The 15,591-nt window shown below is 69.3% G+C and carries 12 protein-coding genes and 5 pseudogenes; 10 read left to right on the top strand and 7 right to left on the bottom strand.

The annotated features are described in order from the left end of the window. Positions 1-329: 329 nt before the first annotated feature. Positions 330-1,207 (bottom strand): annotated as a pseudogene (locus OG410_RS07175) (helix-turn-helix transcriptional regulator). Positions 1,208-1,456: 249 nt separating this feature from the next. On the opposite strand from OG410_RS07175, the gene OG410_RS07170 reads away from it, so the two are divergent. Beyond that, positions 1,457-2,893 (top strand): MFS transporter, encoded by a 1,437-nt coding sequence (locus OG410_RS07170; protein WP_329298349.1) that lies wholly within the window; start codon positions 1,457-1,459, stop codon positions 2,891-2,893. 105 nt (positions 2,894-2,998) lie between these two features. Next, positions 2,999-3,241, top strand: a pseudogene (locus tag OG410_RS07165) (hypothetical protein); the annotation flags it as partial. Here the strand turns inward: OG410_RS07165 and OG410_RS07160 are convergent. Continuing rightward, positions 3,227-3,709 (bottom strand): annotated as a pseudogene (locus OG410_RS07160) (sugar phosphate nucleotidyltransferase); the annotation flags it as partial. The pseudogenes OG410_RS07165 and OG410_RS07160 sit on opposite strands and share 15 nt — an antisense overlap. 110 nt (positions 3,710-3,819) lie before the next feature. Between OG410_RS07160 and OG410_RS07155 the strand changes: the two are divergent. Then, entirely contained in the window at positions 3,820-4,221 is a 402-nt protein-coding gene (locus OG410_RS07155) for a hypothetical protein (RefSeq protein ID WP_329298348.1), read from the top strand. Between the two features lie 312 nt (positions 4,222-4,533). Here the strand turns inward: OG410_RS07155 and OG410_RS07150 are convergent, their stop codons facing one another. Together OG410_RS07150 and OG410_RS07145 are read right to left on the bottom strand one after the other, a co-directional pair. Beyond that, on the bottom strand, positions 4,534-5,283 hold the full coding sequence (locus tag OG410_RS07150) for a transposase family protein (protein ID WP_329298347.1): 750 nt from the start codon (positions 5,281-5,283) through the stop codon (positions 4,534-4,536). A gap of 489 nt (positions 5,284-5,772) precedes the next feature. Beyond that, positions 5,773-6,378 carry an NADPH-dependent FMN reductase gene (locus tag OG410_RS07145; protein WP_329298346.1) on the bottom strand — a complete coding sequence of 202 codons (606 nt, stop codon included), beginning with the start codon at positions 6,376-6,378 and terminating at the stop codon, positions 5,773-5,775. Positions 6,379-6,533: 155 nt separating this feature from the next. Here OG410_RS07145 and OG410_RS07140 point away from each other — a divergent pair, with 155 nt between their 5' ends. Continuing rightward, complete coding sequence (locus OG410_RS07140) at positions 6,534-7,382, top strand: helix-turn-helix domain-containing protein (protein WP_329298345.1); 849 nt, start codon at positions 6,534-6,536, stop codon at positions 7,380-7,382. Between the two features lie 396 nt (positions 7,383-7,778). On the opposite strand, the gene OG410_RS07135 is transcribed toward OG410_RS07140, so the two are convergent. Beyond that, positions 7,779-8,771 (bottom strand): helix-turn-helix domain-containing protein, encoded by a 993-nt coding sequence (locus OG410_RS07135; protein ID WP_329298344.1) that lies wholly within the window; start codon positions 8,769-8,771, stop codon positions 7,779-7,781. Beyond that, positions 8,768-9,595: a peptidoglycan-binding protein gene (locus tag OG410_RS07130; RefSeq protein WP_329298343.1), complete on the bottom strand. Its 828-nt coding sequence runs from the start codon at positions 9,593-9,595 to the stop codon at positions 8,768-8,770. The genes OG410_RS07135 and OG410_RS07130 overlap by 4 nt, the downstream gene beginning before the upstream one ends. A 241-nt stretch (positions 9,596-9,836) precedes the next feature. Here OG410_RS07130 and OG410_RS07125 point away from each other — a divergent pair, with 241 nt between their 5' ends. Continuing rightward, positions 9,837-10,286 (top strand): peptidoglycan-binding domain-containing protein, encoded by a 450-nt coding sequence (locus tag OG410_RS07125; RefSeq protein WP_329298342.1) that lies wholly within the window; start codon positions 9,837-9,839, stop codon positions 10,284-10,286. A 55-nt stretch (positions 10,287-10,341) separates the two neighbouring features. Here the strand turns inward: OG410_RS07125 and OG410_RS07120 are convergent. Then, a pseudogene (locus OG410_RS07120) lies at positions 10,342-10,572 on the bottom strand (DALR anticodon-binding domain-containing protein); the annotation flags it as partial. Here OG410_RS07120 and OG410_RS42545 point away from each other — a divergent pair. The 5 genes and pseudogenes from OG410_RS42545 to OG410_RS07095 form a co-directional block, all read left to right on the top strand. After that, on the top strand, positions 10,569-10,883 hold the full coding sequence (locus tag OG410_RS42545; RefSeq protein WP_443063877.1) for a transposase: 315 nt from the start codon (positions 10,569-10,571) through the stop codon (positions 10,881-10,883). The pseudogene OG410_RS07120 and the gene OG410_RS42545 overlap by 4 nt on opposite strands. Positions 10,884-11,749: 866 nt before the next feature. After that, positions 11,750-13,243 (top strand): peptidoglycan-binding protein, encoded by a 1,494-nt coding sequence (locus OG410_RS07110; protein ID WP_329298341.1) that lies wholly within the window; start codon positions 11,750-11,752, stop codon positions 13,241-13,243. Between the two features lie 287 nt (positions 13,244-13,530). After that, the gene (locus OG410_RS07105) at positions 13,531-14,013 is read left to right on the top strand and encodes a helix-turn-helix domain-containing protein (RefSeq protein WP_329298340.1); all 483 of its coding nucleotides are present in this window, start codon (positions 13,531-13,533) and stop codon (positions 14,011-14,013) included. Then, positions 14,010-14,564, top strand: coding sequence for a transposase (locus OG410_RS07100; protein WP_329298339.1), 555 nt, complete (start codon positions 14,010-14,012; stop codon positions 14,562-14,564). The genes OG410_RS07105 and OG410_RS07100 overlap by 4 nt, the downstream gene beginning before the upstream one ends. Positions 14,565-14,654: 90 nt before the next feature. After that, positions 14,655-15,520 (top strand): annotated as a pseudogene (locus tag OG410_RS07095) (transposase); the annotation flags it as partial. Between the last annotated feature and the right edge of the window lie 71 nt (positions 15,521-15,591).

Below are 15,591 nucleotides of genomic sequence, written 5' to 3'. Positions count from 1 at the left end.
ACCTCCTCACCGTACGCGCCGGTCGTGGCCGATATGGGCGACGCAACCGACGTCGTGGAGCCGACGGCCTTGCCGGACGCCACAGGGCGCGACTTCATCGTCGCCGTCAATCCCCGGCCGTTGTCCCCTCGCGAGGGCAGGGCAGGGGAACAACACTTACCCGACCGCCTGAGGCGGACTCGGCATGACCATGGCTTCGGCGGCCTACGCGCATCTGCGCCTCGCGGACTCCGGGTACCTGTCCCCGCTCCTTCTGGCTGGGCGGCGCGGCGCCTGAAACGGCACCGGCCGGGTGGGGCTGCCCTCCCGGCCGATCGGCGCACTCGGTCTCAGGCTGTCGCGGCGGCGTCCTGTGTCTCCGGTGCGGTAACGCTGCCCAGCAGGCGCAGAGCGGCCTCGGAAGGTGATCCGGGCTCGGCCGTGTAGGCGATCAGCCGCTGGCCGGACGAGCCGGGGATGACGAGATTCTCGAAGCTGAGGTCCATGGCCCCGACCAGCGGATGACGCAGTTGTTTGACCCCCGACGTGCAGGTGCGCACCGGGTGACGGGCCCAACGGGAGGCGAACTCGTCGCACTGCACGGTGAGTTGGCCGACGAGCTCGGCCAGGCGGCGGTCGTCGGGGTGGCGGCCGGCGGCCAGACGCAGGGAGGCGACGGCGAGCTGGGCCTCCTCGTTCCAATTCGTGTACAGCTCCCGGTAGTCCTCGTCCAGGAAGAGCATCCGCGTCACGTTGGGGCGGGCGCCCTGCGTATCGGGGCCGGCGACCGGCAGGTGCCTGGCGAGCAGCGCGTGGCCGAGACGGTTCCAGGCGAGGACGTCATTGCGGCGGTCGAGGACGAGCGCCGGTACCTCCGACATGGCCGCGAGCAACTGCCGTGCCGACGTACTGGCATGCTCCGAACGGGGCGAAGCGGGGCGGGACGCGGCGCGGGGCGGGCCAGGTCCTTCAGATGCGCGGCTTCGTCGTCGGTGAGGCGCAAGGTGCGCGCGATCGCGTCGAGCACGGAGTCCGAGGCGCCGAGGGCGCGGCCCTGTTCGAGGCGGGTGTAGTGGGTGATGCTGACGCCGGAGAGCATGGCCAGCTCCTCCCGGCGCAGACCGGTGACCCGGCGGCGGGTCGGATGCGGTGAGATGCCGACGTCCTCCGGGCGCAGCGCGGCACGTCGGGACTTGAGGAATTCTCCCAGCTCGGACGGGGATTCCATCCATGCCTCCGGTGTCCTGGGCGTCCAGCCACACGGACGCCGAGCACTGATGCCCGGCGGGCCGCGGGCCCCTCTCTCCATCATGCCCGTCCATCGCGCTGCCGATGGGCCGTAAGGGTGGTCATGCCATGACCACCCTTACGGCGGCTGCCCGGGACAGGGTTCTGGCTGGGGTCCCGAACCGAAGCGAGCCTCTTCCCTGAGCGGCGCGTGACAGACGCATGCGCACAGGAGAAGGGACTCGACCTCATGTCCGTCACTGATTCGGAGGCGGCCGGCGCGGCCGTCGGCACGGCACCAGCCGCCCTCACTCCCCGACTGCGGCTGGTACTGGTGCTGCTGCTCGCGGCCCAGTTCATGCTGGCGGTGGACTTCTCCATCCTGAACGTGGCCTTGCCGGTGATCGGCAAGGGCCTGGGCTTCTCGTTGGCGCACCTGCAGTGGATCGGCACGGCGTTCGCCCTGTGCGCGGCGGGCTTCACACTGATGTTCGGCCGGGTCGCGGACCTCTTCGGCCGACGGCGGCTCTTCCTCGGCGGTCTGGTGGTGCTGGGCGCGGCCTCACTGGTGGGCGGTCTGGCTCAGAATCCGGAGGTATTGATCGTTGCGCGGGTCTTCCAGGGCCTGGCCACCGCGGCGGTGACCCCCGCCGGACTCTCCCTCATGACGACCTCGTTCCCGGAGGGCCCCCTGCGGGAGAAGGCCCTCGGCCTCAATGGGGCGCTGATGTCCGCGGGGTTCACCACCGGAGCGATCCTGGGCGGCCTGCTGACCGACCTGCTGTCCTGGCGCTGGGCGTTCTTCATCAACGTGCCCGTCGCCCTCGCCGTCCTCGTCATCGCCCCGACGGTCATCAAGGAATCCCGGCCCGACGAGCGCCCGAAGCTGGACGTTCCCGGCGCCGTCAGTGTCACGCTCGGTCTACTGGCCATCGTCTTCGGCCTCACCCAGGCCGGTGAGCACGGCTGGGGCTCCTCGTCCGCACTGTTGTCGCTGGGTGCCGGCGTGCTGCTGCTGGTGGTGTTCCTGGCTGTCGAGCGCAAGGTGGCCGCGCCGCTGGTGCCGCTCAGCGTTCTCGGCAAGCGGTCGGTGGCCTGGGGAAACGTCGCCGGTCTGATCGCGTTCCTCACCGAGACGTCCCTGGTCTTCCTGCTGACCCTGTACCTCCAGGAAGTCCTCGGCTTCTCCCCGCTGGCCGCCGGTCTGTCCTTCGGCGTACTGGGCCTGGGAACGGTCGTCGGCGGCTCCCTCGCCCCGAAGGTCATCGGGAAGATCGGCACCAAGCAGACCCTGATCACCGGCGGCGTCCTGCAGACCGTGTTCACGGCCTCTCTCCTCGGCCTCGGCGACGATCGCTCCTGGATGTGGCTGCTGCTCGTCTCCACCTTCGTCGGAGGGGTCGGCAACATGCTCGTCATCGTCGGCTTCATGGTCACCGCGACATCCGGTCTGGCCGACCACGAACAGGGCCTGGCCACCGGGCTCGCGACCATGACCCAGCAGATCGGCATCACCATGGGCACGCCGATCATGAGCGCCATTGCCACAGCCGCGATGACCGGTACCGGTGCGTCGGCCATCCTCGGCGGCTTGAAGACCGCGATCGTGGTGAACGCCGCCCTCGTGCTCTTCGGCGCCCTCACCAGCGCCCTGTTCCTGCGAGGTGCACGGTCGAGTGCGCAGTGATGCGCGGCGCTACGAACCCCGCGGCGAGCCGGCGGCGGTGCCCGGCGAGGACACCGGCGTGGGCCCCGGCGTACGGCGGCCCGACGAGGCCCACTGGGAGGCGCGGTGGCTCGACGCGGGGACCCACCGCATCCCCGTACGGATCTACCGTCCTGGAGGACACGCGTACGGCCGGCTCGTCTGGGCACACGGGGGCAGCCGGCAGGGCGGGTCCGTCGAGCACTGGCACGGGCCCGTCATGGATCTCGCGAGAGCCTCGGGGTGCACGGGGTGAGCACCGGCTACCGACTGGCCCCCGGCTACCGGCATCCGGCACAGTTGGAGGACGTGCTGACCGCACTGTCCTGGGCCGAGGAGCAGGCGGCCGCAGGTGAGCCGGTGGCGGTCGGGGGAGACAGCGCGGGCGCTCGGTGCCTGAGCCGGGGAGGGCTTCTCGACCAGGCCGGTCACCTGCAGGACGTCGTCCTCGCCGGTGGCGGTCACCGCGGCGCACCCGTACCTGGAGATCTGGTCCGGGCCGACCTCCATGAGGGCCAGGACACTGCCGCCGTACCGCTCGTGGACCTCGGCCATGCGCGCCAGCAGGCTGTCCCTGACGCCGATCAGATCGTCGCCGAGGAGCACGGCGAAGGGGTCGTCGCCGACGTACGACGCGGCCCGCAGCACGGCGTGGCCCAACCCGAGGGGATCGCCCTGCCGCAGATGGCGGATGTTCGCGACCGAGGAGGGGGATTCCAGCCGGGAAAGCTTCGCGGAGTCTCCCTTTTCCCTCAGCGTGCTCTCGAGTTCGAAGCTGCGGTCGAAGTGATCCTCCAAAAAGCTCGTAACACGATCATGCGACCCAGCCCCAGTAGTCGTGTCGTGGTGGAGCGTGGGAGCGTGGCCCTGGATCGTGGGCGATGACCTGTGTGGGGAAGAGGGGCTGGATGAGCGTGGTGTGGGCGGCGACGTCGCCGGAATCGGGACTGTTCCATCCGGTTGAGAGATGTTCAGAGGTGAAGGATCTGTCAGACCGCTTCAACGACCTGCGTTCCCCTGGTCAGGGGTACGTCGAGGTTCGGTCGCCGAACAGGGAGTTCCCGGTGCTGATCCTGGCCTTCCGAGATGATCACGCGGTCGTCCATCTGATGCGTGACACCGGGCGGATGTTTCTGCTCGCAGGAGACGGCACCGTGCCCTCGGGTGCCGAGGTCGAAGTCCCGATCATGGACGACCTCGCCGCGTTCACGGGCGACTTTGTCCTGGATATCGATCGGGCGTGGGACCTGGTGCACGACTTCACCCGGACGCGGGCGGCCGGCTCTCTGGGTGAGTGGTGTGAGTTGTAGCTGGAAGCTCGTGACCCGATCATGATCGGTGCTTCTTCAGCCGCCTCCAGCAGATGAGGCCGCAGGCCAATGAGACGAAGGCGTCGTGGAGTTCGGTTCGGTGTTCCCAGCGGACGGCGAGGCGTCTGAACCGGTGGAGCAGGGCGAAGGTCCGCTCGACGACGTAACGGAGCTTGCGCCCTGATGGCCTCGGCTGCCCTTCTCCTCGCCTTTGTGTCGGCGGCCCTCGAACGCCGTGACAGCGCCCCTGCCGCCGTCGTCGCCGGCGGCACACCAGCCGGCCGGCGGACCGTCGTCGGTCGCTGAGCGTTTTCAGCGCTGCCTCTCCAGGGTGAGGACGGCCTTGGCGATTGACGTCATTCGATTCGGGCTGCATCGCGATCTTCTGAAGATCCGCCAGGACTTGAGTCGTGCCATCCCGCGTTCGACGGGCGCTCGGGACGTGGCCGGTGCACGGTCGACCGTCCGTTCTGTCGGGGTCGGCTGCCCGCAGGGTGGGCGTCTGCGCCCGGTCGTGACCCAGGGTTCGGCGCCCGTGTAGGCGCGGTCGGCAAGGATGGGGACGCCCTGGCGTTCGCAGATCCGGATGATCCGATGAGTACGGGCCGCGGTCAGGTCGTGGCACCGGCCCGGCAAGGCCGGCGAGATCCACAGCACGTGCCCGGTCGGGTCGGTCACGGCTTGCACGTTCACACCGTGGCGGCGGTGCTTGTGCGAGTAGTCGGCCCGGCCGTCGCCCACGCGGTCGCACTCGGCGAGCGTTCCGTCGATCAGGACGTACTCCGGTTCGTGCTCGCGCAGGGACTTGAGCAGGCCCGGCGCCCGACCGGCGAGAAGGCTGATCACGGCGGTGGTGCAGGCGTGGGCGGTACCCACCGAGATGCCGAAGCCGGCCGCGATCCGGGCCGGGGTGGCGTGCTTGCGCAGGTACACCGGAGCGACGAGCGCACGTTGGTGCGGCGGGAGCTTGCAGCGGCGGTCACCCTCGCGGGTGACGATGAGCGTGGTGACCCACTCGACCAACGCGTGGGGCAGATCGAGTGCGGCAGAATGAGGAACCAACGAGGCACCTGCGCTGATGAGTTGAGACTTCGAACACCTCCCTCAACGGCATGGGCGCCTCGTGCGTTGCGGCCCACCTCGCCGTCACCTCATCGGTGGACACTCTGAAACGGCTCAGTTCCTCTACGAGGTGCGCCCGCCTGGAACGACGCCGACTCCGGGCGGAGTGGCGTGGTGACTCGATTCCCCCGCAGGGGAGTCTCGACCTGCACCGTCGACGCCAGGCGGGCCTCGATCGCTCTCATTGCCTCCGGAGGACAGACGAGGAGATGTCCCGGGGGCAGCTCGGTCCGGTCGATGTATTGGCGTCGATGACGTCGGGACCGCGCCAGATGTTCCCCGGCACGCCGCCGGACCCGGGATCGCCGCCGCACCCGCTCCCCGGCGCGGCGCCGGTCTTGCCCGTGGGTATGTCCATCGCCGTGGACCCGGACGGACACGCGGTCGGCCCGGGCCGGGGCGAGGGCTGTCGGGCGAGGCCGGGGAGGGCTACCGGTTCGCGATCTGTGGGCGGTCGCGGCGGGCGTCGTGGAGGACCGAGCCCCACCAGAGCAGCTGGTCGAGCATGGCCGTGGCGGCGGCCTCGGGGCCCTGCGGGTCCCGGAGCGTGCCGTCGGGGGAGAAGAGGAGGTAGTAGCTGGGGAAGGCGACGTAGTCGCGCACGGTGTGGGCGTGCAACTCGTTGAAGACCTGCCGCAGCTGCTCGATCGCCAGCAGACCGCCGCTGAGGCCGCTGTAGCCGACGAAGCCGATCGGCTTGGCCTTCCACTGGGTGTAGTGCCAGTCGATGGCGGCCTTGAGGGACGCCGGGAAGCTGCGGTTGTAGTCGGGCGTCACGATGACGACCGCGTCGGCGGCGTCGAGCCGACGGGTCAGTTCGGCCATGCCCTCGGGACGAGGTGGATCGGGCTGTAGAGCCGGAGGTGTGGACGGCAGCGCGAGCGGGAGATCGACGTCCGCCAGATCGATCAGGTCGATCGTGAACTCGTCGTGGTGCTTGGCCTGTTCGACGAACCAGTCGGCCACCACCGGTCCGAAGCGGCCCTCCCGGACGCTGCCGACGATCACTGCGAGATTCAGCCGTGCGTTGGACATGGTTGTGCTTCTCCTACGGAGGGGTTGATGCTGCCCCGGGTCGGGGCGGGCGTGCGCTCCACGCTGCCGGACGGGCGGCGGACGAGGGAGGCCGGGCGGAGAGTGGTAGCGGCAGGGCCACGATCCGCCAGGGCGGCCGGTGCTACGTTCGAGGGATGAGCGACAACGAGCTCGGCCTCTTCCTGCGGCTGCGCCGGGAAGCCGTCACACCGGCCGAGGTGGGGCTGCCCGCCGGGCCGCGCCGCCGTACGCCGGGACTGCGTCGCGCGGAACTGGCGACGCTCGCAGGGGTGAGCGTCGAGTACGTCACCAGGCTGGAGCAGGGGCGGGACCGCAGGCCCTCGGTGCAGGTGCTGGCGGCACTGGCCGAGGCGCTGCTTCTCACCCCCGGCGAACGGGTCCATCTGCACCGGCTCGCCAAGGGTGCCGACCCCGGCTTCAGCTGCCGGGGCGGGGCGGGGCCGAACAGGGCGGTCAGGCCCACGGTGCGGGTGCTGCTGGAGCGGTTGGAACCGGCGCCCGCCGTGCTGGTGAACCGGCTGAGCGAGATCCTGGCCTGCACGGACGGATACCGGCGGCTGGCCGAACCACTTGGCCTGCTGGACGGCGTCCGGCCCAGCCTCGCCCGCTTCGTCTTCACCGACCCGCGGGCACGCACGGTCTACCCGGACTGGGACACGGTCGCCGACGAGCAGGTCGCGGCCCTCAAACAGGGGCCGGGGCAGACCGACGTCCATGTCGGCACACTGATGGACGAGTTGGCGGTGTCCTCCGGGGAACCGTTCGCCGGCCGGCTCCGGGCGCTGCCGGGGCTGCCGCGGGCGAACGGGGTGGTGCGCATGGTCCACCCGCAGGTGGGGGAGGTGCGGCTGGCGTATGAAATGCTAGGCCTGCCCGCCGACGACGACCAGCAACTTGTCGTCCACCTGCCGGCCGACGACGCGAGTGCCGCCGCACTCGACCGCCTCACCGGCCGCCGGCCCGGCGCCCTGCGGGCGGTCTGAGCGGTACCGTCGACGCCTGCGTCAACGAGCCATTTCCCATCGCCCGTCTCCCACTGCCCGTCGACCGGTTCGGAAGAGGTGGGCTGGGGGTTCCTGTACGGCGACCGGGCACGAGTCCAACCCGGCGGGCGCCGCGGGGGCCAGACCGGGCCAGTCGGGTCCGAAGGGCTCGGTCCCCTCGCCCAGTTCGTCCTCCGCGTTCTCCTCCCAGAACTCCGCGAACACCTCGTCGGCGTCGTGGTCACCGGGGTAGGACGTCTCCTGCGGTTGCAACTCCCGGTCCGTCGGGCCGCCTTGACTGCCACCGACGTCCACGAGGACCGGCAGCAGCCCGGCCCGGGCGGCCTGTCCGCCCAGAGCGCTCCAGTTTCCGGGCGCGGCGGACTTGCCGGAGTGTCACAGCCGGGGCTTGTCCGACGGGTCGTCCGCCGAGGCCTCGATCAGTCTCCCGGGCGGGAGCCGCAGGCCCAGGGAACGGCCGCTCGGGTCGGTCGCCGGTGTGGGCAGCGGATTGGGAAGAGTCGCCATATCGGTGACTGTAGGGGCAGGCACTGACAGCGGACGCTGGTCCACCTCGCTTTCGAAGCATTCCCTCCCGCCGCCCGTCGCGGGCAGGAAGCAGGCCTGGACTACGGTTCCCGGGCGGGTCGCCGTCATGGGGGTGTGGACGTAGGTGTCCGCCTCGGCACGGTTGTTCACCCGGGCGACGCGGCCCCGCAGTTCGACCCCGTCGCCGATCCGCGTACCCCACATCCGTGCCCAACTGGTCCCGCACACCCTGCTGTACCGCAGTTGCACCGAGGCTCCCGTGGAGGTGAGGTGCTCGGTCAGGGTCTCGGGCGCGGCGCCGCACTTCGTGACCTCCGGATCTCTGCCCTCGCAGTCGGTGTCCCGGCAGCTCGGGCCGGTGGCGGACGGGGACGCCGACGGCCGTGCCGGATCGCTCCGGTGGGGGACGAGGAGAAGGCTGAGCAGGACCGCCCCGAACACCAGGGCGGAAACCGCCGCGAGGACCGCCGCGGCCGTCGCCCCCCGTTGGCCGGAGGACGGGGATGCTTCAGGCGTAGGCGTGGGCGCAGGGGTGGGACCAGGAGTCGGGGGCGGGGCGGTGAGCTGTGGTTGTGCCGGCTCCTTCGGCCCGCTGTTCTCCGACCTCGCGATCTCCCACAGCGCCAGACACCGGCCGTTCGGTTCCCCGGCGAGGCGGCACAGCTCCTGTATCGCCGGGCGCGGTGGCAGCGTTCTGCCCTTGAGGTAACGCTCCCAGGACGACTTGCTGAACGTGGTCTTCGCCGCGAGCCCCGCCAGACTCAGGCCGGTGCGGTCCTTCAATTCCCTGAGTCCGGCGGCCAGTCTGGCACTCTCCGGTGACGGCTCGGGCCTGGTCATCCGCGCAGGGCCTGCCAGGTGCGCGGTCCGACCATGCCGTCCACGTCCAGACCGGCACGCTTCTGCATGGCCTTGACCGCTCGCTGTGTCAGCGGACCGAACATCCCGTCGATGCCGCCCGGTGAGATGCCCGCCCGGCGCAGCAGGCACTGCGCCTCGGCCACGTCGGAACCGGCGCCGCCGTAGGCGAGTTCGGCGTCCCGGGTGCGGCTGATGCCCGCGTACCAGAGACCGTCGATCTGCTGGATCCTGCACGTGTACACGAGCGGTGCGGACGCCGAGGCGGCGGCCGGGACGGGGGAAGTCACCGACGGCCCGTTCTCGTGGGCGTTGAGACGCAGGACGAGCAGGACGGTCGAGGTGACGGCCAGTACCAGGGCGACCGCTCCCGCCACGAGCGCGATGCGCAGCGAACGACCGAGGGAAGGCCCGGGTCCGGCTTCCGTCACCAAGGTGTCCGACACCACCGGAAACCCGGGTTGCGCCGGCTCCTCCGGCGAAGGCGAAGGCGCTGGAGTCGGCGTAAGCGCACGGCCGCCGTTCCAGGTGTCGGCGGCGACCTCGCGCAGCGCGAGCAGTCGGACCGGATCGAGTCCGCCGATCCGGGCGAGCGCCTCCACGGCTTCCCGGGGCGGGAGCGACCTGCCGCCCAGATACCGCTCCCACGACTTCTGGCTGTACCCCGTCTTCACCGCCAGTTGGAGCATGCTCAGCTCGCCGTGATCCTTCAGCCGGCGTAACTCCGTCACCAACTGCCTCACACGCGGGTCCAGTTCGGTGGACAGCGCTTTGCGGCGCGGCATGTTCCCCCCAGATGCGGTCATGACCATGATCAGCGGCCCCCCGCTCCGTCGCATTCTGCATGAGCAGTACGACGTCTGCCACAGCCGTCCCGCCGAACCGTCCCCGTGGAGGGCGTTCGTGCAGGTCAGCGGGTGATGTGTCCCAAGTGGCCGTCACTTCGGCAGAGGCTGTGGCGGCCGTCGCCGACCACCCCGCACTCTCTGGTCGTCACCTGCTCCTCCGTCGGGCCAGGTGCTCACCCACGATCCGAAAGAGGAACACATGCGATCGCACGTCCTGGCCAGGACCATCGTCAGCCTCACCGCCGTCGCCGGCATCGCGGCCGGGAGCCTGGCCGCCGCGGGCACCAGCTACGCGGCGTCCGCGCCGGCCGCCCAGTCGGCGGTGACCTCTCAGTCCGCTGCCGCCACGACGACCAACCTCGGCCTGTCCACCGCGGAGGCCAAGAAGGTCCAGACCTGGCTGAAGCAGTACTGGGGCTACACCGACGACATCGACGGAAAGCTCGGCACCAACAGCTGGAAGGCGTTCCAGCGCGAACTCAAGCAGTACTGGGGCTACACCGGCGACATCGACGGCATCGTCGGCACCAACACGATCAAGGCGCTTCAGCGCCAACTGGCGAACAACTGGGGCTACACCGGCGACATCGACGGCATCGCCGGATCCGGGACCCAGGACGCGTTCGCGCGGTTCGCCAACGGCGGCTGACTGAGCGGCTGCGGCCCGTCCTCCCTTCCGGGCGGACGGGCCGCAGCCTGTCGTCTCAGGGACGCTCGGGCGTCCGGATGCCCAGGAGTGCCATGCCCTGGTGGAGTGTGCGGGCCGTGAGGTCGACCAGGAGCAGGCGGTTCTCGACGGCCTCCGGCGTGTTGTCGGGGGACAGCACGTGGCACTGGTCGTAGAACGTCGTCAGGTGCGAGGCCGGTCGGTACAGGTACGACGCCGGCTTGTGCGGCTCGTACACCGCGGCGACCTCGTGCACCGTGGGCCCTGACCCCGGAGTTTGGACACCGGAGAGACCTGGATCTTGATGGTCCAGGAGAACGGAGTCCCTGTGGGGATGAAGCACACTACCCCGCCGAGTTCAAAGCGGATGCGGTCGCGTTGTACCGGTCTCGTCCTGGAGCGACGATCAAGTCGGTCGCCGCTGATCTCGGAGTGAACACCGAGACGCTGCGAAACTGGATCCGGGCCGCCGACGGACGCAGGTCCGGCGCTCACTCCACACCTGCGGTGGCGCCGCGGCCTGGTGATGACACGGTTCAGAGTGAATCGCTGCTGACGTGTCGAAACGAAATCGGATGACATTAAAACCGGGGCGTTCTTTCGACTCCGGTTCGGATACCGGCCCGGACGGTCCGCCTTGGATACGGTGGGGAAACGGCTCGCGGCCAAATGGAAGGCACTTGTGAAGCTGCAGGAAATCGCCCGGCGATATCCTCGCATGTTCGCGCACTGGCGCCTTGCCCCAACAGTGAGCGCCGTACTGGTTTGATGATCGGGACGACAAGAGCCATGTAACGGGAGACTGTTGAGCAAGGTTCTGTGAGGGCCGAGGGGTGAAATCCCCCTCGGCTGCTCGGCGACGCGCTGGTGAACTGCTGCCAGTTCGTTGAGGACCACTAGCACTGGTTCGGCGGCAAGCGGCTCTGCGACATCCTGGGCATCGCCCGCTCGAGCTTCTACCCTGACCCGAGCCGCATAGACGTGTTCAAATCCGGGGTCAAGGCCCGCCGCCGATTTTCCTGTTTCCAAGACAGCAAAATTCGGCCATTTATGCCGCACGGCATTTTGCGTATGGGGGCGGGCTGTCACCGTCGTGCGCGGAATGGAAATTCGATCATGATATTCGACTGCCTCGACTCCGTTGTCGAGCGCGGTAGACGTCGGCTCGCAAATGCGCCACTACGGAACGAAACGCCGACTTCGCCATGATTTACCGACCCCGGCCCGAAGGGGGCGTCTGCTGGCGTGTGAAATCTTCCATGACCGGCAAATCCGGCGCCACCGACAATCCGTAGATCCATTGAAGAGGATATTTCGTACCCATGAGAAACACAGTGGTTTCACCTGCCGGTACATTCCATGTCCGGAATCGCCACAGGATCGGGGTTTTCCTCGCTACTGCGGCGGTCCTTTCGACGGCCACTCTGCTCGGTGCCGGTCCGGCGGTGGCCGCGCCGGCGGCGATCAAGCTGACCTCCGCCTCCTGTCCCACCGAGATCCTGCAGGGTCAGTCGAGCGGCTGCGTCACCGAGCTGCAGAACCTGCTCAACGCCCACGGCGCCGGGCTGACGGTGGACGGCAGCTTCGGTGCCGCCACCCTGTACGCGGTCCGCGTGTACCAGTCCTCCGTCGCCATCGCCGTGGACGGGCGGGTGGGCCCCGGCACCAAGGTCAAGCTCTACGCCACCGGCGGCTCGGCGCCCGCGCCGATCAACCTCCTGTCCTCCTCGTGCCCGGCGAACGTCGTCCAGGGCAACAAGAGCGGCTGCGTCACCGAACTGCAGCGGCTGCTCCGCCACTTCGGCTACAGCGTCGACGCGGACGGTGAGTTCGGGCCGGGCACCCTGGCGGCGGTGAAGTCCTTCCAGTCCGGGCACGGCCTGACGGCCGACGGCCAGGTCGGGCCGAGCACCAAGGCCGAGCTCTACAACACCGACGAGTCCGGGTCGACGGCTCTGGACCTGCGCTCGGCGGCCTGCCCGGCGACCATCACGGAGGAGCAGAGCGGCGGTTGCGTCCTGACCCTGCAGGCCCTGCTCAACGGTCAGGGGCAGCACGTGGCCGTCGACGGCCAGTTCGGCGCCGAGACCTTCGTGGCCGTGCAGGCGTTCCAGACCGCGCACGGCCTGGAGGCGGACGGCGACGTCGGCCCGAACACCAAGGCCGCCCTGTACGCCAACATCAGCGGTGGCGGCGGCAACGGCGCCCCGTCGCCGATCAACCTGACCTCGGCGTCCTGCCCGAACGAGATCGTCAAGGGTCAGAAGAGCGGCTGTGTCACCGAGCTGCAGAGCCTGCTCAACCACCATGGCGCCGACCTCGCCGTGGACGGCGAGTTCGGGGCGATGACCGACTCTGCGGTGCGGGACTTCCAGTCCGAGAAAGGCCTCACGGTCGACGGCAGGGTCGGGCCGGGCACCAAGTCGGCCCTGTACGGGGTGGTCACCCCGCCGGCCACGACCCCGCCCGGCGGCGGCTACAGCAAGATGCTCGACGTGGCCGCGGCCGAGGTCGGCACGCTCCAGGGCAGCGCCCGGGCGAACAGCTACGGCTCCGCCGTGGGCATGTCCAAGTCCACCAACGACTATGCCTGGTGCGCGACCTTCGTGAGCTGGGTGGCCAAGCAGACGGGGGCCACCACCTTCAACGACACCTACGTCTCGGGCTGGGTCAACAAGGCACGGGCCGGCCAGCGGCACCTCTCGGTGACGACCGACCCGCAGCCCGGCGACATCGTGGCCTATGACTGGGACGGCGGCAGTAACTTCACCGGCGGGAACGAGCACATCGGCATCGTGCGCACGGTGAGCGGCGGCTCCAGCTTCACCGCCGTCGAGGGCAACACCAGCGATCCCAACGGCAACGGGCCGGACGGTGTCTACATCAAGAACCGCACCACGGCTTCTACCTACGACGTGGTCTTCATCCGCGTCCGCTGACCGGGTACCGGACCGAGGCGCCGTTTCCTCCGGGCATGTGATCCCGTGGCACCGGCAGACGGTCGACACGACGCCGGCCCGTGATCCGTCCGGCACGACCGGACGGATCACGGCCTAGTGCTGGATTCCTCTTTGACTGGGTATATGTGCTGGTGGCGGGGTAGTTGCGGGTGCTCGGGGGCGGGTGCTGGGCGATGGTTTTATGGGCACGACCGGGGCGTGACGAGGACGAGCGGGCTCTCGTTCGCAGGTTGTCGCGGGCACGGAAGGCTCCTCGGGATGTGGTGATGCGGGCCCGGATGATCGAGCTGAGCTGGTCGGGGCTGCGGGTCCCTGCGATCGCCGTGGAGCTGGACTGCAGCCAGAAAACGGTCCGCTGCTGGCTGCACCGCTTCAACCGCCTGGGCCTGCAGGGACTGGATGATCTGGGCGGGCAGGGCCGCAAGCGACGCATCACCGAACAGGAACGATCCCAGATCATCTCCCTGGTCAAGACCATCCCGCCGGGACGACTGCGGTGGGAGCCCGTCGGGGAACTGTGGGCCTTCGATGAGTCAGGACCGCCCGAGTGGACGCTAGATTCCCTGGCCACAGCAGCACAGGCCGAAGGAATCGAGGTGGGCCGCTCACAGGTCAGACGCATCCTGCTCGCCGAGGGCGTGCGCTGGCGCCGTACCCGGTCCTGGATGCGATCGAAGGACCCGGACTTCGTCCCAGAAGGACAAGGATCATCGGCCTCTACACCCACCCGCCCGACGGTGCGACGGTGATCTGCGCCGACGAGCTGGGGCCGGTGATCCCCCGGACCTTCCCGCCCGCACCCGCCTGGTCACCCAACGGGCATCGGATCAAGGCGGAGCTCGACTACAGCCGCGGACCGGAGAAAACCTGGGTCTACGGCGGTCTACGGCCGGCCGACGGCCAGGCCCTGACCATGACAGCGTCCTCCCGCAACAGCGTCTTCTACCAGCAGTTCCTGCAACAGGTCGAAAATGCCAACCCGGACGGGGAGATCTGGATCGTCACCGACAACCTGTCCAGCCACAACAGCCTGTCCACCCGGACCTGGCTCGAGGACCATCCCCGCATCCACCACGCCTTCATCCCCGTCGGCGCGTGCTGGCTCAACCTCCAAGAAGGCTGGTGGCGCATCTTCCGCAAAGCCGCCCTCGCCGGCCGCTCCTTCGCCAACCCCGACGACATCGCCCAAGCCACAACCCTCGCAACCAACCAGCTCAACTCCCATGCCGGCCCATGGATCTGGGGCAGAACAGCACCGCCAACCCGCTCCCTACGACGCCGATACGTGTACACCGTTTGAGGAATCCAGCACTAGGGCCTGTTCCAGGTTCAGATCATCGGTTTCTGGATTTGCCGATGTGCGGCAGCCTGGGCCTGGTGGTTGTCGAGGATGGCGCGTGGTGATCTCTCGGATGCCGAGTGGGAGTTGGTCGAGCCGTTCTTGCCGGTGGGTGAGCGTGGCCCGATCCCTGACCTGCGGCGGCAGTTCAACGGTGCGATGTGGCGGTTCAGGGCCGGGAGCCCCTGGCGTGACGTGCCGGAGGAGTACGGCTCCTGGTCGACCGTCTACGGCGCGTTCCAGCGCTGGGCGGTGGCCGGGACCTTCCGGATGCTGATGGACGGGATGATCGCCGAGGCCGCGGCCCGCGGGCAGGCGGATCTCGACCTGGTCAGCGTGGATTCCATGGTTTCGCGCGCTCATCATCACGCGGCCGGGATGGTGGTCGACCCCGAACTCCTCAAGGACCTGGAGAAGGCCGTCGCCGAGGAAAAGGGGCTCCTCGAAAGGGGCAAAGCGCCCCGATAGCCCCGCTTGGAGAGGAGGACGACCAGGCAGCGCGCGAGGAACGCCGCCGAACACGCCGACGTCACAAAGCCCGGCTCCGCGCGGCCGAACTGGGTCGCTCGCGCGGTGGTCTGACCACCAAGACCCACCTCGCGGCCGACCGCCGGTGCCGGCCGCTGTCGTTCGTCGTCACCCCGGGTCAGGCCGTCGACAGCCCCCGCTTCATCCCGGTGCTGGAGGGCGTCAGGGTTCGCGGACCGGTCGGCCGCCCGCGCACCCGGCCCGGCGCGGTCGCCGCCGACAAGGCGTACTCCTCCCGCGCGAACCGCGCCTACCTGCGGCGACGCCGCATCCGCAGTGTCATCCCGGAGAAGGTCGACCAGGCAGCCAACCGCAAGAAGAAAGGCTCGCGCGGTGGCCGCCCGGTCGGGCATGATCCCGACCTGCACAAGGACCGCAACACCGTCGAACATAGAGGACTCGATGCGACGGTGGGAGGGGCCCGATGTCCCACCGCAGGACGTGTGAACCGCGCCTTGGC

Origin of the sequence: Streptomyces sp. NBC_00659, from assembly GCF_036226925.1 — a bacterium.
Lineage (GTDB): Bacteria > Actinomycetota > Actinomycetes > Streptomycetales > Streptomycetaceae > Streptomyces.
Note: the sequence above shows the minus strand (reverse complement) of the source record. Positions and strands in the feature narration are given on the sequence as shown.